This window comes from Pseudomonas sp. S30_BP2TU TE3576 (assembly GCF_050436025.1).
Taxonomy (GTDB): domain Bacteria; phylum Pseudomonadota; class Gammaproteobacteria; order Pseudomonadales; family Pseudomonadaceae; genus Aquipseudomonas.
The window spans coordinates 1,925,371-1,943,762 of sequence record NZ_JBNDLK010000001.1; the positions used below are offsets into that span (position 1 = coordinate 1,925,371).

The 18,392-nt window shown below is 60.6% G+C and carries 16 protein-coding genes; 11 read left to right on the forward strand and 5 right to left on the reverse strand.

Features of this window, described 5'->3' with window-relative positions:
* Window positions 1-12 precede the first annotated feature (12 nt).
* Window positions 13-1,644, reverse strand: a complete 1,632-nt coding sequence (locus tag ABIA48_RS08815; protein ID WP_429487966.1) for a Na+/H+ antiporter — start codon at window positions 1,642-1,644, stop codon at window positions 13-15.
* 294 nt (window positions 1,645-1,938) lie between these two features.
* On the opposite strand from ABIA48_RS08815, the gene ABIA48_RS08820 reads away from it, so the two are divergent.
* The 4 genes from ABIA48_RS08820 (at window position 1,939) to ABIA48_RS08835 (ending at window position 5,103) form a co-directional block, all read left to right on the forward strand.
* Complete coding sequence (locus tag ABIA48_RS08820; protein ID WP_007990290.1) at window positions 1,939-2,301, forward strand: ArsC family reductase; 363 nt, start codon at window positions 1,939-1,941, stop codon at window positions 2,299-2,301.
* A 32-nt stretch (window positions 2,302-2,333) separates the two neighbouring features.
* Window positions 2,334-3,368 carry a 2,3,4,5-tetrahydropyridine-2,6-dicarboxylate N-succinyltransferase gene (gene dapD / locus ABIA48_RS08825; protein WP_429487969.1) on the forward strand — a complete coding sequence of 345 codons (1,035 nt, stop codon included), beginning with the start codon at window positions 2,334-2,336 and terminating at the stop codon, window positions 3,366-3,368.
* Window positions 3,369-3,496: 128 nt separating this feature from the next.
* A complete protein-coding gene (locus ABIA48_RS08830; RefSeq protein WP_429487971.1) occupies window positions 3,497-4,702 on the forward strand; it encodes an aminotransferase class V-fold PLP-dependent enzyme in 1,206 nt (401 codons plus the stop codon).
* Window positions 4,699-5,103 carry a SufE family protein gene (locus tag ABIA48_RS08835; protein ID WP_429487973.1) on the forward strand — a complete coding sequence of 135 codons (405 nt, stop codon included), beginning with the start codon at window positions 4,699-4,701 and terminating at the stop codon, window positions 5,101-5,103. The genes ABIA48_RS08830 and ABIA48_RS08835 overlap by 4 nt, the downstream gene beginning before the upstream one ends.
* Window positions 5,104-5,206: 103 nt before the next feature.
* Here ABIA48_RS08835 and tcdA read toward each other — a convergent pair whose 3' ends face one another.
* Window positions 5,207-6,025 carry a tRNA cyclic N6-threonylcarbamoyladenosine(37) synthase TcdA gene (gene tcdA, locus ABIA48_RS08840; RefSeq protein ID WP_277535090.1) on the reverse strand — a complete coding sequence of 273 codons (819 nt, stop codon included), beginning with the start codon at window positions 6,023-6,025 and terminating at the stop codon, window positions 5,207-5,209.
* A 268-nt stretch (window positions 6,026-6,293) separates the two neighbouring features.
* Here tcdA and ABIA48_RS08845 point away from each other — a divergent pair, with 268 nt between their 5' ends.
* From ABIA48_RS08845 to ABIA48_RS08860, 4 genes are all read left to right on the forward strand, one after another.
* Complete coding sequence (locus tag ABIA48_RS08845; RefSeq protein WP_429487975.1) at window positions 6,294-8,885, forward strand: glycosyltransferase; 2,592 nt, start codon at window positions 6,294-6,296, stop codon at window positions 8,883-8,885.
* Between the two features lie 239 nt (window positions 8,886-9,124).
* On the forward strand, window positions 9,125-10,276 hold the full coding sequence (gene dapE, locus ABIA48_RS08850) for a succinyl-diaminopimelate desuccinylase (RefSeq protein WP_429487977.1): 1,152 nt from the start codon (window positions 9,125-9,127) through the stop codon (window positions 10,274-10,276).
* Complete coding sequence (locus ABIA48_RS08855) at window positions 10,276-11,085, forward strand: putative RNA methyltransferase (RefSeq protein WP_429487979.1); 810 nt, start codon at window positions 10,276-10,278, stop codon at window positions 11,083-11,085. The genes dapE and ABIA48_RS08855 overlap by 1 nt, the downstream gene beginning before the upstream one ends.
* Before the next feature lie 84 nt (window positions 11,086-11,169).
* Window positions 11,170-11,547 (forward strand): hypothetical protein, encoded by a 378-nt coding sequence (locus ABIA48_RS08860; RefSeq protein ID WP_223442721.1) that lies wholly within the window; start codon window positions 11,170-11,172, stop codon window positions 11,545-11,547.
* Between the two features lie 125 nt (window positions 11,548-11,672).
* On the opposite strand, the gene ABIA48_RS08865 is transcribed toward ABIA48_RS08860, so the two are convergent.
* Window positions 11,673-11,882, reverse strand: a complete 210-nt coding sequence (locus ABIA48_RS08865; RefSeq protein ID WP_007954750.1) for a cold shock domain-containing protein — start codon at window positions 11,880-11,882, stop codon at window positions 11,673-11,675.
* Window positions 11,883-12,118: 236 nt separating this feature from the next.
* On the opposite strand from ABIA48_RS08865, the gene plsB reads away from it, so the two are divergent.
* From plsB to ABIA48_RS08880, 3 genes are all read left to right on the forward strand, one after another.
* Complete coding sequence (gene plsB, locus ABIA48_RS08870; protein ID WP_429487982.1) at window positions 12,119-14,620, forward strand: glycerol-3-phosphate 1-O-acyltransferase PlsB; 2,502 nt, start codon at window positions 12,119-12,121, stop codon at window positions 14,618-14,620.
* Between the two features lie 149 nt (window positions 14,621-14,769).
* The gene (locus tag ABIA48_RS08875; protein WP_007990311.1) at window positions 14,770-15,168 is read left to right on the forward strand and encodes a YbaY family lipoprotein; all 399 of its coding nucleotides are present in this window, start codon (window positions 14,770-14,772) and stop codon (window positions 15,166-15,168) included.
* Between the two features lie 24 nt (window positions 15,169-15,192).
* Window positions 15,193-15,882: a DUF4197 domain-containing protein gene (locus ABIA48_RS08880; RefSeq protein ID WP_429487984.1), complete on the forward strand. Its 690-nt coding sequence runs from the start codon at window positions 15,193-15,195 to the stop codon at window positions 15,880-15,882.
* A 49-nt stretch (window positions 15,883-15,931) separates the two neighbouring features.
* Here ABIA48_RS08880 and ABIA48_RS08885 read toward each other — a convergent pair whose 3' ends face one another.
* Entirely contained in the window at window positions 15,932-17,278 is a 1,347-nt protein-coding gene (locus ABIA48_RS08885) for a Fic family protein (RefSeq protein WP_429487986.1), read from the reverse strand.
* 126 nt (window positions 17,279-17,404) lie between these two features.
* The gene (locus ABIA48_RS08890; RefSeq protein WP_429487987.1) at window positions 17,405-17,680 is read right to left on the reverse strand and encodes a DUF6124 family protein; all 276 of its coding nucleotides are present in this window, start codon (window positions 17,678-17,680) and stop codon (window positions 17,405-17,407) included.
* Window positions 17,681-18,392: the final 712 nt, after the last annotated feature.

The window sequence follows — 18,392 nt, forward strand, 5'->3', positions numbered from 1 at the left end:
CGTTGGCTACGGTTACTTGACTGCCCCCAGCTTCGCCTCGCTCAAATCCAGCTCCCCCAACACCTCACGCAACACGTCATCGCCAATCTGGCGATGACGGCTGAGACTGTACAACTCCAGGCGCTGCGCCCGCAGCGCTTTCACCCGCAGCCGCCGCTCCAGCAAGTCCATCTGAAAGGCCAGGGCCTGCGCCTCGGCGGAGTCGTTGAACACCTCCAATTGATGGCGATACTCGGACATGATCCGCGCCTTGAGTTCGGCAGCCAGCGCAGACTGGGCGGCGTCCTGCGGGTTGACCTCTTCTGTTTCGAGCGCATGAATCGCCGCTTCGGCGGTTTTGCGCCAGGCGTCGCGCACTTCATTACGCCGCTTGTCGTCCGGGCTGGCTTCGATGCCACGCAACAAAAGTGGCAGGGCGATGCACGCCGCGATCAAGGACAGCAGAATCACCCCGGCAGCAATAAAAATCAGCAAGTCGCGTTCTGGAAATGCATCGGTGCCCATCAACATCGGCACCGACATCACGCCCGCCAGCGTTACCGCGCCGCGCACGCCGCCGACAGTCAGCAACCAACAGGAACGCGCGCTCGGCACTCGGGTTATTTCATCTTTGCCGCGCAAGCGCCGCAGCAGAATGGACAGTCGCCAGATGCTCTGCACCCAGACAAACCGCAAAACCAGCAACACCAGGAAAATCGCCACCACGTCCAGCCCGCGATACAACAACGTCGGCCATAACGAGGTTTCATGGCTGGCCACTGCCTTGATGATGTCCGGCAATTGCAAACCCAGCAGCAGGAAGATCAAGCCGTTGAAAGCAAACTCCAGCAACGACCAGACGCTGCGATTGAGCAGGCGGGTATTGGTCTGGCGCGGCAGCAGATCGAGCCAGCTCTGCATCATCCCCGCCGCCACCGCCGACAGGATGCCCGACACTTCCACACGCTCGGCCAGCACATAAGCCGCAAACGGCAGCAGCAACATGAACACCACGTGCGTCGCCGGATCATCCCAACCGCGAGCGATCATCCATGCCCGCAGGCGGCCGACCAGCCAGCTCAAGGCCACTCCCACGGCCAGACCGCCCACAGCGACCAGCACGAACGTCAGGCTGGCATTGGCCAGCGAGAACACGCCGGTCACCGCCGCCACCAGCGCGAACTTGAACGTTACCAGGCCCGAGGCGTCGTTCATCAGCGCCTCGCCCTGCAGGATGTGCATCAATGGTGCCGGCAGTCGATTGCGGGAGATGGCCGACACCGCCACCGCATCCGTCGGCGACAGCACGGCTGCCAGGGCAAACGCCACCGGCAACGGCACACCGGGCAGCAGCCAGTGAATGAAGTAGCCGGCGCCGACCACCGTGAACAGCACTAGCCCCACCGCCAGCGTCAGGATCGGTCCGCGCAGGTGCCAGAATTCGCGCTTGGGCATGCGCCAGCCGTCGGAGAACAACAGCGGCGGCAGGAATAAAAAAAGGAACAGTTCGGGATCCAGAGCCACGTGCAAACCCAGCGTCGGCCAGGCGAGCAAGGCCCCGGCGGCGATTTGCACGAGCGGCAACGGCAGCGGTACCACCCGTCCGATCAGGCGTGAGACGCCGACCAGCATCAACAGGATCAGGACGGTGTAGGCGGTTTGCATAAAGCGTGGTTCCCGGACAATCGACAGCATTGAAGTGCCATATTAGCCGCTTAGACTGCGACCTGGCCCTTGCACCAATGTCGCACGCCGGCACACCACAATCCCTGTGGGAGCGGGCTTGCTCGCGAAGAGGGAGTGTCAGTCGACATTGATTGACCAGACACACCGCATTCGCGAGCAAGCCCGCTCCCACATTGGATTTGCGCTGTCAGTCACTGCAGCCGACGCGAAACCGTCCGGCCATGGCATAATCCGTCACCTTTTATTTACGGCACCTGCAAAGGGGGCAATTCCTTGACCGATTCAAGCAAAACGTTGCACCTTTTCGGCATCAAAGCTTGCGACACCATGAAAAAGGCGCGCACCTGGCTCGATGAACACGCTGTCAGCTATGACTTTCATGATTACAAAGCGGTCGGTATCGACCGTGAACACCTGACCCAATGGTGCAATGAGCACGGCTGGGAAGTGGTGTTGAACCGTGCAGGCACGACCTTTCGCAAGCTCGACGACGAACGCAAAGCCGATCTCGACCAGACGAAAGCCATCGAACTGATGCTTGCACAACCCTCGATGATCAAGCGCCCGGTGCTCGATCTCGGCGACCGAACCCTGATTGGCTACAAGCCAGATATCTACGCGGCCGCGCTCAAGTAAGCAGCCCGTTCAATTTTGTTAGAGGTATACACATGTCCACTACCCTGTTCAGCCTGGCCTTCGGCGTCGGCACTCAAAACCGTCAAGGCGCATGGCTGGAAGTGTTCTACGCCGCCCCGGTACTCAAGCCATCGGCTGAAGTCGTCGCCGCTGTCGCACCGATCCTGGGCTACACCGAAGGTAATCAGGCCATCACGTTCAGCACCGTCCAGGCCTCGCAACTGGCTGAAGCGCTGAAAGGCGTCGACGCTGCCCAGGCTGCCCTGCTGACCCGCCTGGCCGAAAGCCACAAGCCGCTGGTCGCCACCTTGCTGGCTGAAGACGCCCAGCTGTCGTCCACCCCCGAGGCTTACCTCAAGCTGCACCTGCTGAGCCATCGCCTGGTCAAGCCACACGGCCTGAACCTGGCCGGGATTTTCCCGCTGCTGCCGAACGTGGCCTGGACCAGCCAGGGCGCGGTCGACCTGAGCGAACTGGCCGAGCTGCAACTCGAAGCCCGTCTGCGTGGCGAGCTGCTGGAAGTGTTCTCGGTGGACAAGTTCCCGAAAATGACCGACTACGTGGTACCGGCCGGCGTGCGTATCGCTGACGCTGCGCGTCTGCGCCTGGGTGCGTACGTGGGCGAAGGCACCACTGTGATGCACGAAGGTTTCATCAACTTCAACGCCGGCACCGAAGGCCCGGGCATGATCGAAGGCCGCGTGTCCGCTGGCGTGTTCGTCGGCAAGGGTTCGGACCTGGGCGGCGGCTGCTCGACCATGGGCACCCTGTCGGGCGGCGGCAACATCGTGATCAAGGTTGGCGAAGGCTGCCTGATCGGCGCCAACGCCGGTATCGGTATTCCGTTGGGCGACCGCAACACCGTTGAGTCGGGCCTGTACGTGACTGCCGGCACCAAAGTCGCGCTGCTGGACGAAAACAATCAACTGGTCAAAGTGGTCAAGGCCCGTGAACTGGCCGGCCAGCCGGACCTGCTGTTCCGTCGCAATTCGGAGACCGGTGCCGTGGAATGCAAAACCCACAAATCGGCCATCGAACTGAACGAAGCGCTGCACGCTCACAACTAAGTGCCGCAGGCACCTGTGGGAGCGAGCTTGCTCGCGATGCTTTTTGGCGGCCTTACGGACGCCATCGCGAGCAAGCTCGCTCCCACAAGGTCCCGTGTACATCCGCCCAAGTTCACAGGGCCGAACACATGATGATTCTCTCTCCCTGGCGCGCCGATTTTCCGGCCATCGCCGCCCTGCAACGGCAAGACCAGATCTATCTGGACAACGCCGCCACCACACAAAAACCTCAAGCCCTGCTGGATGCCCTGGCGCATTACTACGCCAACGGCGCGGCCAACGTGCATCGGGCGCAGCACTTGCCCGGCGCTCACGCCACCCAGGCTTTCGAAGACAGCCGCCGCAAAGCCGCACAATGGCTCAACGCCAGCGACTGTGGGCAGATCATCTTTACCCACGGCGCGACGTCCGCGCTGAATCTCCTGGCCTATGGCCTGGAACATCTTTTCAATCCGGGCGACGAGATTGTCATCAGCGCCCTGGAACACCACGCCAACCTGCTGCCGTGGCAGCAACTGGCGTACCGTCGCGGCCTGAAACTGGTGATCCTGCCGCTGGATGCCGATGGTGTGATCGATCTTGAAGCCGCCACCGGTTTGATCGGCTCGCGCACACGCCTGCTGGCGGTCAGTCAACTGTCCAACGTGATTGGCGCGTGGCAGCCGCTGCCCGAATTGCTGGCACTGGCCAAGGCGCACAATGCGTTGAGCGTGATCGACGGCGCCCAGGGCGTGGTCCATGGCCGCCACGACGTGCAAGCGCTGGGCTGCGACTTCTATGTGTTCTCCAGCCACAAACTCTACGGGCCCGATGGCCTGGGTGTGCTGTTCGGACGCCATGAAGCGCTGCAGCAACTGCGCCCGTGGCAATTCGGTGGCGAGATGGTACTGGACGCCAATTACCACGACGCCCGTTTTCGTCCCGCACCACTGGGCTTTGAGGCTGGGACACCGCCGATTGCCAGTGTGATCGGCCTGGGAGCGACCCTGGATTACCTCGCCGGGCTCGATCAGGACGCCGTGTCCGCCCATGAAGCCGCGCTGCATGCCTGTCTGCTCAAGGGGCTTGAGGCGCGCAAAGGCATCCGCCTGCTGGGCAAGCCGCACGTGGCTCTGGCCAGTTTTACCGTCGAGGGTGTGCATAACTCCGATCTGGCACATTTGCTGACCGAACAAGGGATCGCGGTACGCGCCGGCCATCACTGCGCCATGCCGCTGCTCAAACGCCTTGAACTGGCCGGAGCGATTCGGGTGTCGTTGGCGCTGTACAACGATTCCGAAGACCTGGAGCGGTTCTTTGAAGCCCTGGATCAAGCGCTGGAGCTATTACGATGAACCTGCCTGCCGATGCCGTGACCGCACTGGACACCTTTCAGAAAGCTGCCGGCTGGGAACAACGGGCACGCCTGCTGATGCAATGGGGCGAGCGCCTGCCGGCATTGAGTGATGGGCAAATGTGTGATGCCAACCGGGTGCACGGCTGTGAAAGCCAGGTGTGGCTGGTGGGCGAGTTGCGCGATGGTCATTGGCAGTTCAGCGCCAACAGCGATGCACGGTTGATTCGCGGGTTGGTGGCGTTGCTGCTGGCGCGGGTCAACGGGTTGTCCGCGGCTGAGTTGCAGCAGGTGGATTTGCCGGACTGGTTCAATCAGTTGGGGCTGGGGCGGCAGTTGTCCGAATCCCGCAGTAATGGCTTGAATGCGGTGCTTCAGCGGATGCGGGAGTTGGCGCAGTAACGGGGCCGCTTCGCAGCCCATCGCGAGCAAGCTCGCTCCCACAGGGGTATGCATTCCAAATGTGGGAGCGGGCTTGCTCGCGAAGAGGCCATCAGCAGCAACCTCAATCTTGAGGCTTGATACGATCCGCCGGCCGCCGCACACCCGCCACAATCTTGTCCACAGCCTTGGTCGCCGCGACCATGCCGAACGTCGCCGTCACCATCATCACTGCGCCAAACCCGCCGGCACAGTCGAGCTTCACCCCGTCACCGACAAAACTCTTCTGCAGGCAAATGCTGCCGTCCGGTTTCGGGTAGCGCAGTTGTTCGGTGGAAAACACGCACGGCACGCTGTAATGGCGGGTCACGGTGCGCGAGAAACCGTAGTCGCGGCGCAGCGTGGAACGTACTTTCGAAGCCAATGGGTCATTGAACGTGCGGTTGAGGTCGCAAACCTGGATCAGCGTCGGATCGATCTGCCCGCCCGCGCCGCCGGTGGTGATAATCTGGATCTTGCGGCGCTTGCACCAGGCGATCAGCGCAGCTTTGGCGTTGACGCTGTCGATGCAGTCGATCACACAATCGATGTTCGGCGTGATGTACTCGGCCATGGTGTCACGGGTGACGAAGTCAGGCACCGCGTGCACCGTGCAATCGGGATTGATCCCGCGCAGACGCTCGGCCATCACTTCGACCTTGGGCTTGCCGACGGTACTGTCCAGCGCGTGCAATTGGCGGTTGGCGTTGCTGACGCAGACATCGTCCAGGTCGAACAGCGAAATCTCGCCCACGCCACAACGGGCCATGGCTTCCGCCGCCCAGGAGCCGACACCACCGACGCCGACGATCGCCACATGGGCCGCGCGCAGGCGCTCAAGGCCTTCAATGCCATACAAACGGGCGATGCCAGCAAACCGCGGATCTTCTGTACTCATGACCATTACCCCAAAAACCGGCGCGCATTATAAGGGGTGTCCTGCCTCACAAACACTGTTCCTTTTTGACGGCGTCTGCGAGGCAGGACACCTATGCAGCTACAAGATTTAAGTTTCAAGCAACAAGTGTAAGAACTTATGTGAAAGCCAATTGCCCAACGTCAGGCATTTCCCTGTCCGATGTACGTTCAGTGAGCTGCCGGTGTAGGATGCGCGCCCCTTGGCGGCAGCCAACCGTTCCTTCGTTCCACAGCCTTTGGAACCTGAAATAACCATGTCATCGCGTAAATTTGGACTCAACCTGGTCGTGGTGCTCGCCATCGCAGCCTTGTTTACCGGCTTCTGGGCGCTGATCAATCGCCCGGTCACCGCCCCCAACTGGCCGGAGCAGATCTCCGGTTTCTCCTACTCACCGTTCCAGCAAGGACAATTCCCACAGAAGGATCAGTATCCATCCGACGATGAGATGCGCCGTGACCTGGAGATCATGAGCAAGCTGACGGATAACATCCGCATCTACTCGGTCGATGGTTCCCTGCAAGACATCCCGAAACTCGCGGAAGAATTCGGTTTGCGGGTGACGCTGGGAATCTGGATCAGCCCGGACCAGGAACGCAACGAACGGGAAATTACCCGCGCCATTGAAATCGCCAACTCCTCACGCAGCGTGGTTCGCGTGGTGGTTGGCAACGAAGCGATTTTCCGCAAGGAAATTACCGCCCAGGAACTCAGTGTCATGCTCGATCGCGTGCGCGCCGCCGTGAAGGTGCCAGTGACCACGTCCGAGCAGTGGCACGTGTGGGAAGAACACCCGGAGCTGGCCAAGCACGTCGACCTGATCGCCGCACACGTCCTGCCTTACTGGGAATTCATTCCGGTGGACAAGGCCCAGCAGTTCGTTCTGGATCGCGCCCGTGACCTGAAAAAGATGTTCCCGAAAAAGCCGCTGCTGCTGTCCGAAGTGGGCTGGCCGAGCAACGGCCGCATGCGCGGTGGCGCCGATGCGTCGCCGGCAGACCAGGCGATTTACTTGCGAACCCTGGTCAACAAGCTCAACCGCCAAGGCTTCAACTACTTCGTGATCGAAGCATTTGACCAGCCGTGGAAAGCCAGCGACGAAGGCTCCGTCGGCGCCTACTGGGGCGTGTTCAACGCCGCGCGCCAGCAGAAGTTCAACTTCGAAGGCCCGGTGGTGGCGATTCCGCAATGGCGCGTATTGGCCATTGGTTCGGTGGTATTGGCGCTGTTGTCGCTGACCCTGCTGATGATCGACGGCTCGGCCCTGCGCCAGCGTGGCCGTACCTTCCTGACCTTTATCGCGTTCCTGTGTGGTTCGGTGCTGGTGTGGATCGGTTACGACTACAGCCAGCAATACAGCACCTGGTTCAGCCTGACGGTGGGCGTCTTGCTCGCCCTCGGTGCGCTTGGGGTGTTTATCGTGCTGCTGACCGAAGCCCATGAACTGGCCGAAGCGGTGTGGGTGCACAAGCGCCGCCGCGAGTTCCTGCCGGTGGAGGGCGATTCCAGCTACCGCCCGAAAGTATCGATTCACGTGCCTTGCTACAACGAGCCGCCGGAGATGGTCAAACAGACCCTCAACGCCCTGGCCAACCTCGACTATCCGGATTTCGAAGTCCTGATCATCGACAACAACACCAAGGATCCGGCGGTCTGGGAACCGGTGCGCGACTACTGCGCCACCCTCGGCCCGCGCTTCAAGTTCTTCCACGTGGCACCGCTGGCCGGCTTCAAGGGCGGCGCGCTGAACTACCTGATTCCGCACACCGCCAAGGATGCCGAAGTCATCGCCGTGATCGACTCGGACTACTGCGTCGACCGCAACTGGCTCAAGCACATGGTGCCGCACTTCGCCGACCCGAAAATCGCCGTGGTGCAATCGCCGCAGGATTACCGCGACCAGAACGAAAGCACGTTCAAGAAGCTCTGCTACGCGGAATACAAAGGCTTCTTCCACATCGGCATGGTCACCCGCAACGACCGTGACGCGATCATCCAGCATGGCACCATGACCATGACCCGCCGCTCGGTGCTCGAAGAGCTGGGCTGGGCCGATTGGTGCATCTGTGAAGACGCCGAGTTGGGCCTGCGGGTCTTCGAGAAAGGCCTGTCGGCGGCGTATTACCACACCAGCTACGGCAAAGGCCTGATGCCCGATACCTTCATCGACTTCAAGAAACAGCGTTTCCGCTGGGCCTACGGAGCGATTCAGATCATCAAGCGCCACACCGCCAGCCTGCTGCGCGGCAAGGACACCGAGCTGACCCGCGGCCAGCGCTACCACTTCCTCGCGGGCTGGTTGCCGTGGGTGGCGGACGGCATGAACATCTTCTTCACCGTCGGCGCACTGCTGTGGTCGGCGGCGATGATCATCGTGCCGCAACGGGTCGATCCACCGCTGCTGATTTTCGCGATCCCGCCGTTGGCGCTGTTCGTGTTCAAGGTCGCCAAGATCATCTTCCTCTACCGTCGTGCGGTTGGAGTGAATTTGAAGGATGCCTTCTGCGCGGCGCTGGCCGGTCTGGCGTTGTCCCATACCATCGCCAAAGCGGTGCTGTACGGTTTCTTCACCAGCAGCATTCCGTTCTTCCGCACGCCGAAAAACGCCGACAACCATGGCTTCTGGGTAGCGATTTCGGAAGCCCGGGAAGAGATGTTCATCATGCTGCTGTTGTGGAGCGCGGCGCTGGGGATTTATCTGGTCAACGGCATGCCGAGCAACGACATGCGCTTCTGGGTCACCATGCTGTTGGTGCAGTCGCTGCCGTATCTGGCGGCGCTGATCATGGCGTTCCTGTCGTCGCTGCCGAAACCGGCCGCCGAGCCTGAAACGGCACCAGCGGTCTAAATCTCTGCGGATGTACTAAACGGCGGCCAATGGTCGCCGTTTTGCTTTAAGATAACCGCCATTTTGCAGGGCTTGGGCATGTCGCGGTTTACCGATCGACCCCAATTCCTGTGGGAGCGGGCTTGCTCGCGAATGCGTTGTAACAGTTGAGGCGTATGTTGACTGACACACCGCTTTCGCGAGCAAGCCCGCTCCCACATTGAAGCCCAAGCCCATATCTCATGATTCCGGAGTTTTCCATGACGGCCCACGCCGACCTTTCGCCGACCCTCCAACTCGCCATCGACCTGATCCGCCGTCCGTCCGTGACGCCGGTCGACGCCGATTGCCAGAAGCAGATGATGCAGCGCCTGGGCGATGCCGGTTTCACCCTGGAACCGATGCGCATCGAAGATGTGGATAACTTCTGGGCCACCCATGGCCAGGACGACGGTCCGGTGCTGTGCTTCGCCGGCCACACCGACGTGGTCCCGACCGGTCCGGTGACGGCCTGGCAGATTGAACCGTTCAATGCACAGATCGACGAACACGGCATGCTCTGCGGCCGTGGCGCCGCCGACATGAAAGGCAGTCTCGCCGCCATGACTGTTGCGTCCGAGCGTTTTGTCGCCGACTACCCGAATCACAAAGGCAAAGTCGCGTTCCTGATCACCAGCGACGAAGAAGGCCCGGCGCATCACGGCACCAAGGCAGTGGTCGAACGCCTGGCCGCGCGCAAGGAACGTCTGGACTGGTGCATCGTCGGCGAACCATCGAGCACCACCCTGGTGGGTGACGTGGTCAAGAACGGCCGTCGCGGCTCACTCGGCGCCAAGCTGACCGTGCGCGGTGTGCAAGGCCACGTGGCTTACCCGCACCTGGCGAAGAACCCGATCCACCTCGCGGCCCCGGCCCTGGCCGAACTGGCTGCCGAGCACTGGGACCATGGCAACGATTTCTTCCCGCCGACCAGTTTCCAGATCTCCAACGTCAACTCCGGCACCGGTGCGACCAACGTGATCCCGGGTGACCTGGTGGCGGTGTTCAACTTCCGCTTCTCGACTGAATCCACCGTCGAAGGCCTGCAAAAGCGCGTCGCCGACATCCTCGACAAGCATGGCCTGGACTGGCACGTCGACTGGGCCCTGTCCGGCCTGCCGTTCCTCACCGAGCCAGGCGCGCTGCTGGACGCGGTGTCGTCGAGCATCAAGGACATCACCGGTCGCGACACCAAGGCCTCCACCAGCGGCGGCACCTCCGACGGCCGCTTCATCGCGACCATGGGCACACAAGTGGTTGAACTGGGCCCGGTCAACGCGACCATCCACCAGGTCAACGAGCGCGTGCTGGCAGCCGACCTCGATGTGCTGACCGAAATCTACTACCAGACCCTGATCAAGTTGCTCGCCTGATGCTTGCGTGTCCGATCTGCAGTGCGCCGCTGAATGCGGTGGACAACGGCGTGGTCTGCCCCGCCGGGCATCGTTTCGACCGTGCCCGTCAGGGTTATCTGAACCTGTTGCCGGTGCAGCACAAGAACAGCCGCGACCCTGGGGATAACCAGGCGATGGTCGAAGCCCGCCGTGACTTCCTGAATGCCGGGCACTATGCGCCGGTGGCCAGGCGTCTGGCGGAGCTGGCAGCCAGCTATGCGCCGCAGCACTGGCTGGACATCGGTTGTGGCGAGGGTTACTACACCGCGCAAATCGCCGAGGCTTTGCCGAGTGCCGAAGGCTACGCGCTGGATATTTCCCGGGAAGCCGTCAAACGCGCCTGCAAACGCAACCCGCAACTCACCTGGTTGATCGCCAGCATGGCGCGGGTACCGTTGGCGTCGGGCAGTTGCCAATTCCTGGCGAGCGTCTTCAGCCCGCTGGATTGGGAAGAAGCCAAACGCCTGCTCAGTGTTGGCGGCGGCCTGATGAAGGTCGGACCGACCCGCGGGCATCTGATGGAGTTGCGTGAGCGGCTGTACGACGAAGTCCGCGAGTACATCGACGACAAGCACCTGGACCTGGTACCGGACGGCATGGCGCTGGCGCACAGTGAAACCCTGGAATTCAAGCTGACGCTCGCCAGCGGTCAGGATCGCGCCAACCTGCTGGCCATGACGCCCCACGGCTGGCGCGCCAGTGCCGAGCGCCGGGCAGCGGTCATCGAGCAGGCCGAGCCGTTCGAGGTCACCGTGTCGATGCGCTACGATTATTTCGTTCTTCAATAACTTCAAACATTTTTGGTCTTGAGCAACGGCTCAAGGCCGGCTAAATCCGCGAATGGATTTTTCAGACCCGCAGTGAGGACATCCATGCGCCAACCCGATATCGAGATTTACCTGAAAGACGCCGACGTCGACCACAAAGCCATTTCCGCCTGGCTCGGCGCGGCATTGGGTCCGTGCACGGATTGGGTCCAGAAGGGCCAGACCTACAAGTGCAAGGCCGGCAACGTGCCAGTGACCTGGCTGCCAAAAGCGGTCGGCAAGTGGAACAGCCTGTACCTGGAAAGCGACCAGACCCCATGGGACGACGACATCGCCTGCGCCCGCGCCGCGTTTGCCGCGCTGAACGTCGAAGTGCGTTGCGCGCCGGGTAGCTGGGTCGAGGAAGAAGGTGAGGAGACAGCGGACCGCTGGATTCGCATCAGCGCCGATGGTGAAGAAGAGATCACCTGGAAAACGGCTTAAGAATAAGTAACGCCGATCCAATGTGGGAGCGGGCTTGCTCGCGAATGCGGTGTATCAGTCGACATCAATTTTGACTGGTACACCGCATTCGCGAGCAAGCCCGCTCCCACAATGGTTTTGCGTGATTACAGGCCCACAACATCCTCAGCCTGCAACCCCTTCTGCCCTTCGACCACCGCATATTCAACCTGCTGGCCTTCGGTCAGCGAGCGGTGCCCTTCGCCGCGAATTGCGCGGTAGTGCACGAACACGTCCACCCCGTCCTCGCGCTGAATGAAGCCGTAGCCCTTGGCGTCGTTGAACCACTTCACGTTGCCGGTTTCGCGTGTTGCCATTTGTTCATACTCCCTTTTTATTATTGATCGGGCTTTTCGCAGGAAAGCCTCGGGAACGTCAGCCTGCGCATACCGGTCCCATGAGGGCAACGGCGACAGAGCGCCGAGTATATGACAGACGTCAAAACTCTCAACAGGAGTTTATTTCCACGCTTTTTTGCCGATTTTCGACGAATCCGGCACACTATCGGCCGCCCAAGCAAACGCTTGGTTTCATTCACTCACGCAGAAGCCGTATGACCCGTTCCCCGTTCCGCCGTCTTGTGTTTGGCGCCCTGCGCCGACTGTTGTACCTCTGGGTTCGCTCCGAGACGATCAACCAGTCGTCGTTCACCCTTAACCTCGACCGCAGTCGTCCGGTGTTCTACGTCCTGCAAAACCCTTCGCTGACCGACCTCGCCGTGGTCGACACCGAATGCAGCAAGGCCGGCCTGCCGCGCCCGGTGTTGCCGGTATCGGTGGGCAACCTGCTGGAACCCGCCGCGTTCTTCTACCTGACGCCGGACCCGGACTGGCTCGGCCGCCAGGACAAGCGCGGCGCGCCGCCGACCCTGACCCGCCTGGTCAGCGCCCTGAGCCAGAACGCCGCCGAAGACGCGCAGATCATTCCGGTCAGCGTATTCTGGGGTCAGTCGCCGGACAGCGAAAACAGCCCATGGAAACTCCTGTTCGCCGATAGCTGGGCGGTGACCGGGCGTCTGCGTCGCTTGCTCAGCGTCATCGTGTTGGGGCGCAAGACCCGCGTGCAGTTCTCCGCGCCGATCCATCTGCGTGAACTGATCGAGCACAACAAGGGCCATGAACGCACCGTGCGCATGGCCCAGCGCATTTTGCGGGTGCACTTTCGCAACCTGAAAGCTGCGGTGATCGGCCCGGACATTTCCCACCGCCGCAACCTGGTCAAGGGCCTGCTGAACCAGCCGCAGGTCAAACAGGCGATCCTCGACGAAGCCGAACGCGAGAACATTTCACCAGAGAAGGCCAAAGCTCAAGCGCTGCGATACGGCAACGAAATCGCCTCGGACTACACCTACACTGCGATCCGTTTTATGGAAGTGGTGCTGAGCTGGTTCTGGAACAAGATCTACGACGGCATCAAGGTCAACCACATCGAAGGCGTGCAGAAGGTCGCCCAGGGTCACGAAGTGATCTACGTGCCGTGCCACCGCAGCCACATCGACTACCTGTTGCTGTCCTATCTGCTGTTCCGCAACGGCCTGACCCCACCGCACATCGCCGCCGGCATCAACCTGAACATGCCGCTGATCGGCGGCCTGCTGCGCCGTGGCGGCGCGTTCTTCATGCGCCGAACGTTCAAGGGCAACCCGCTGTACACCTCGGTGTTCAACGAATACCTGCACACCCTGTTCACCAAGGGCTTCCCGGTGGAGTACTTCGTCGAAGGCGGCCGTTCGCGCACCGGGCGCATGCTGCAACCGAAAACCGGGATGCTGGCGATCACCCTGCGCAGCTTCCTGCGCTCATCGCGCATGCCTATCGTGTTCGTGCCGGTGTACATCGGCTACGAGCGCGTACTGGAAGGCCGGACCTACCTCGGCGAACTGCGCGGCGCGAGCAAGAAGAAAGAGTCGATCTTCGATATTTTCAAAGTCATTGGCGCACTCAAGCAGCGCTTTGGCCAGGTCGCCGTGAACTTCGGCGAGCCGATCAAACTGGCGGAATTCCTCGACAGCGAGCAGCCGGACTGGCGCAAGCAGGAACTCGGCCCGCAGTTCAGACCGGCCTGGCTCAACGAAACCACCAACCGTCTCGGCGAGAAGGTCGCCCGGCACTTGAACGAAGCGGCGGCGATCAACCCGGTCAACCTCGTTGCCCTGGCACTGCTGTCCACCAGCCGCCTGGCCCTGGATGATCGCGCCATGGCGCGGGTGCTCGATCTGTATCTGGCGCTGCTGCGCAAGGTCCCCTACTCGCCACACACCACCCTGCCGGAAGGTGACGGCCGGGCGTTGATCGAGCATGTGAAGGACATGCACCTGCTGTCCGAGCAGAGCGATGCCTTGGGCAAGATTCTGTATCTGGACGAGCAGAACGCCGTCCTGATGACCTACTACCGCAACAATGTGCTGCACATCTTCGCCTTGCCGGCGCTGCTGGCGAGTTTCTTCCAGAGTGCATCGCGCATGAGTCGCGAACAGATTCTGCGCTACACCCGCGCGCTCTACCCGTACCTGCAAGCGGAACTGTTCATTCGCTGGTCGCTGGATGAGCTGGACGCAGTGATCGATCAATGGCTGGAGGCGTTTGTCGAACAAGGCCTGCTGCGCTTCGAGAACGACGTGTACCTGCGCCCGGCGCCAAGCTCACGGCACTTCGTGCTGCTGACGCTGCTGTCGAAAAGCATCGCCCAGACTCTGCAACGCTTCTACATGACCGTTTCCCTGCTGCTCAACAGCGGCCAGAACAGCATCAGCGCCGAAGAACTGGAGGATCTGTGCACGGTCATGGCCCAGCGCCTGTCGATCCTGCATGGCCTGAACGCCCCGGAATTCTTCGACAAGAGCCTGTTCCGCCACTTCATCCAGACGATGCTCGACCTTGACGTGCTCAAGCGCGATGAAGCGGGCAAGCTGAGCTATCACGAACTGCTCGGTGAACTGGCCGAAGGCGCGGCAAAGCGCGTATTGCCGGCGGAGATTCGTTTATCGATCCGCCAGGTGGCGCTGCATCGCAGTGAAGATGCGGCGGATCAAGCGGTCCCAGCGCCACAGGCCTGATGCAGAACCTGTGGGAGCGGGCTTGCTCGCGAAAACGGTGTGAAATGCAACATCTCTGTTGTCTGATACACCGACTTCGCGAGCAAGCCCGCTCCCACATCTCTACAGGCGCCAGGCTGCTTCTGGCGCCTTCGATACGGAGATCTCCGATGAAAAAACTCTCTATCCTGGCAATGAGCACCCTGCTCGGTGCCTGTCAGTCGATTCAACCTGCGGCGAAAACCAGCCTCGACGGTGAAGTCTTCTACCTGCAACGCAGCGCCCTGCCGCCCACCGCCACCCTGAGCGTCAGCTTGCAGGACGTGTCGCTCGCCGACGCACCGGCCGTGGTCCTCGACGAACAGAAAGGCCAGGTCAAAGGCCAAGTGCCGCTACCGTTCCATCTGAGTTACGATCCGGCACAGGTCAAACCGGGTCATCGTTACTCAGTCAGCGCGCGCATTGAAGTCGACGGCAAGCTGATGTTCATTACCACCGAAAATCACGCTGTACGCCTGGACGGCACCGATCCACAACCGCTGAAGGTCCGCGTTGACGCGGCCCGCTAAATACCTTTGAAAAAGGAAGTTGCCATGCTCCGCCCTACCCTCCGCTTTGCCGGCCTGTGCGCAGGTTTGATGATCTCTGCCAGCGCCCTGGCGCTGTCCCTTAGCGACCTGTCGCAGAAAGACGCCACTGGCGGGCTCAAGGACGCGCTGACCCAAGGTGCGCAACTGGCCGTAAAACAGCTCGGTACGCCGGGTGGGTTCAGCAACAACCCGGAGGTGAAAATCGAACTGCCGGGCAAACTGGGCAAGGTCGCCAGCAAAATGAAACAATTCGGCATGGGTGACCAGGTCGATGAACTGGAAGCCAGCATGAACAAGGCCGCCGAATCCGCCGTGACCCAGGCCCAGCCAATCCTCGTCGATGCCGTGAAAAAAATGACCGTGGAAGATGCCAAGGGCATCCTCAGCGGTGGCAACGACTCGGCCACCCAATACCTGAACAAGACCAGCCGCGAGCAGATCCGCGCCAAGTTCCTGCCGATCGTCAAGCAAGCCACCGACAAGGTGGGCCTGGCCCAGCAGTACAACTCGTTCGCCGGACAAGCGGCGACCATGGGCGTAGTGGATGCGAAAAACGCCAACGTCGAAAACTACGTTACCGAGCAGGCGCTGAACGGCTTGTTCGAAATGATCGGCAAACAGGAAGAAACCATCCGCCAGAACCCGGCGGCTGCGGCGACCAGTTTGGCGAAGAAGGTGTTTGGCACGCTCTAAGCCACAACAAAAACCCTGTGGGAGTGGGCCTGCCCGCTCCCACATTGGTTCAGGTCGCGGTGGCCGGTCGTAGAAAAAACACCCACTCCTGCCCCATCTTCCGTTTCTCGAACAACTTCAATTCGACCAGCCCATTCAATGTGGCTGATGCCGTGTTGTAAGAGCACCCCAGGTTTGCCTTCACATTGGCCGCTGTAAACTCCTTGGCCATTCCGCTCTTGGCCACTTGAAAGACGGCCCGCTGATTCTCCGTGAGTTGGTCGAGAAAACCACTTTCCCGCAACCATCGATCAAAGCACTCTGCATCAACCAGACTTTTCCGATACGCCTGGGTAAAACTGCCCACGGCACGCAGCACCACCGAACACTGGAAATCGATGAAATACGTCAGATCCAGATCATCCGCCTCGGTATCCAGGTATGAGCGCCCATACTTCACCGGCGCATTGCGTAACAAGACGCTGATCGCAATGTAACGGAACGCCGAGAAGTCATTCTTGAACATGAACCAGTAAAACAGCGCCCGCGCGACCCGACCGTTACCATCGCGAAAAGGATGCTCGTAACCCAGGGCAAAATGCAGAGCGATGCCTTTGATCAAAGGATGAAGGTAATCCGCTTGATGGAGGTTGTTATGGGAATGGTTGATCCATTCCGCCAGCGCCTGCAAACGCAACCCAATACCTGCCGCGGGCGGCGGCGTATGAACGGTGTTGCCCTCGCCATCCTGCACCACGACATCGTCACGGCTTCTGAACACCCCCGGCGAATACTGCGGATCATCGATGCCCTCGACGCCAACGCGGTGTATCGCCGCGATCAACTCAACGCTCAGAGGCTCGTAGCGCTGCTCCCAGGCGAAGTTCATCATCTTGAAATTACCGATGACCATTCGCTCATCCGGCGTGCGCGGCAGGCGATGACGCTTGAGCATGTCCTTGGCCACGCGTGTCGTGGTTGCCGCTCCTTCGAGCTGGCTACTACTGATGGCTTCATCTTCGATCAGGTCATTGAGCAGATAGCTGAAGTGCGCACGCTCGCCGATCTGGCCGGTCATGTATTTCAGCACGGCGGTTGTCGTTTGCCGGTCCACCGCGGAAATGGCTTTTTGCGCTTGCGGCGTCAGAACGAATTGCAGCCACCGGGAAGGTTCACCTAACGGCAAAAGGCTCGAATACTGCGCAGCCCGGGCTTTCTTGACCAAAGCCCAACACAGGTTCGAATCCAGCCCCGGAGCCCAGCGATAGCGCAATGCATCGAATGGCAGATAACGCCCCTGATCATCCAGGGGCTTGAGCAGAGCGAGATAGTCCGAAAGGCGTTCCTTGTTCGGTGATTGTCCCAACCGATCAAATACCGGGTCGGACCGCCCCCTCAACTTGGGTGGATTTTTCATGGGTGCTGTCTCAAACAGTCGTGAAACCGGGTTCTGAATACAACACTCAAGCCATTGCACCTCAATATCAGACGAGTCCGAGATTGATGTAGGAGCTGCCGCAGCCTGCGGCAGCTCCTACAAAAGTTATTGCGGTGGATCGAGATGATCCAGCACACCGTTCACTGATAGCTGTGCGAGGACAATCATCTGCTGAATACCAAGCACCAGATTGCAGGTTGGGCCAGTCAGGATGGACGACAACTCAGTTGCCATTACATTGGCTGAAGCGAGAGTTTCATAGGCGTGGACCAAGAGGGTTTCGGAGTTGATGCCTGGGCGGATGGTGAAAATTGGGCAAGGACGGTGTGACGCTTGTTTTTCGGATTCAGAGGCGGAGGGATCTGGACTGTCTTTGATCATTGCGAAGCTCCCAAAGTAGGCGCCTAACAAATTGTTGACGGGCTTGCAGTCCCGATCGCTGAATTGGCAGCGACGGTCAAAGGCTAGAGATCGTGCTTCCGACGGGCAACCTGAAAGTCTTGTGGGAATGGTCTGAATGGTTGGCTTGGGCGAAAAACATTGTTGACTGTTGGACAGCCATCGCGAGCAAGCTCGCTCCCACAATTGAACCGAGTACATTCGGTGGAAATTGGTCGGCTGGCAGGCCGCCATCGCGAGCAGGCTCACTCCCACAATTGGACCGAGTACATTCGGTGGAAGTTGGTTGGCTGGCAGGCCGTCTTCGCGAGCAAGCCCGCTCCCACAATTGGACCGAGTACATTCGGTGGAAATTGGTCGGCTGGCAGGCCGCCATCGCGAGCAGGCTCACTCCCACAATTGGACCGAGTACATTCGGTGGAAATTGGTTGGCTGGCAGGCCGTCTTCGCGAGCAAGCCCGCTCCCACAATTGGACCGAGTACATTCGGTGGAAATTGGTCGGCTGGCAGGCCGTCTTCGCGAGCAAGCCCGCTCCCACAATTGGACCGAGTACATTCGGTGGAAATTGGTCGGCTGGCAGGCCGTCTTCGCGAGCAAGCCCGCTCCCACAATTGGACCGAGTACATTCGGTGGAAATTGGTCGGCTGGCAGGCAGCCATCGCGAGCAGGCTCACTCCTACAGAAGAGCAAAGG

What these genes read in the sequence shown, in the direction of transcription:
- ABIA48_RS08890 (WP_429487987.1), bottom strand. Translation starts at nt 17,680, where the DNA reads ATGATCAAAGACAGTCCAGATCCCTCCGCCTCTGAATCCGAAAAACAA.
- ABIA48_RS08880 (WP_429487984.1), top strand. Translation starts at nt 15,193, where the DNA reads ATGCTCCGCCCTACCCTCCGCTTTGCCGGCCTGTGCGCAGGTTTGATG.
- ABIA48_RS08835 (WP_429487973.1), top strand. Translation starts at nt 4,699, where the DNA reads ATGAACCTGCCTGCCGATGCCGTGACCGCACTGGACACCTTTCAGAAA.
- dapE (WP_429487977.1), top strand. Translation starts at nt 9,125, where the DNA reads ATGACGGCCCACGCCGACCTTTCGCCGACCCTCCAACTCGCCATCGAC.
- tcdA (WP_277535090.1), bottom strand. Translation starts at nt 6,025, where the DNA reads ATGGTCATGAGTACAGAAGATCCGCGGTTTGCTGGCATCGCCCGTTTG.
- ABIA48_RS08855 (WP_429487979.1), top strand. Translation starts at nt 10,276, where the DNA reads ATGCTTGCGTGTCCGATCTGCAGTGCGCCGCTGAATGCGGTGGACAAC.
- plsB (WP_429487982.1), top strand. Translation starts at nt 12,119, where the DNA reads ATGACCCGTTCCCCGTTCCGCCGTCTTGTGTTTGGCGCCCTGCGCCGA.
- ABIA48_RS08875 (WP_007990311.1), top strand. Translation starts at nt 14,770, where the DNA reads ATGAAAAAACTCTCTATCCTGGCAATGAGCACCCTGCTCGGTGCCTGT.
- ABIA48_RS08885 (WP_429487986.1), bottom strand. Translation starts at nt 17,278, where the DNA reads ATGAAAAATCCACCCAAGTTGAGGGGGCGGTCCGACCCGGTATTTGAT.
- ABIA48_RS08865 (WP_007954750.1), bottom strand. Translation starts at nt 11,882, where the DNA reads ATGGCAACACGCGAAACCGGCAACGTGAAGTGGTTCAACGACGCCAAG.
- dapD (WP_429487969.1), top strand. Translation starts at nt 2,334, where the DNA reads ATGTCCACTACCCTGTTCAGCCTGGCCTTCGGCGTCGGCACTCAAAAC.
- ABIA48_RS08830 (WP_429487971.1), top strand. Translation starts at nt 3,497, where the DNA reads ATGATGATTCTCTCTCCCTGGCGCGCCGATTTTCCGGCCATCGCCGCC.
- ABIA48_RS08815 (WP_429487966.1), bottom strand. Translation starts at nt 1,644, where the DNA reads ATGCAAACCGCCTACACCGTCCTGATCCTGTTGATGCTGGTCGGCGTC.
- ABIA48_RS08845 (WP_429487975.1), top strand. Translation starts at nt 6,294, where the DNA reads ATGTCATCGCGTAAATTTGGACTCAACCTGGTCGTGGTGCTCGCCATC.
- ABIA48_RS08860 (WP_223442721.1), top strand. Translation starts at nt 11,170, where the DNA reads ATGCGCCAACCCGATATCGAGATTTACCTGAAAGACGCCGACGTCGAC.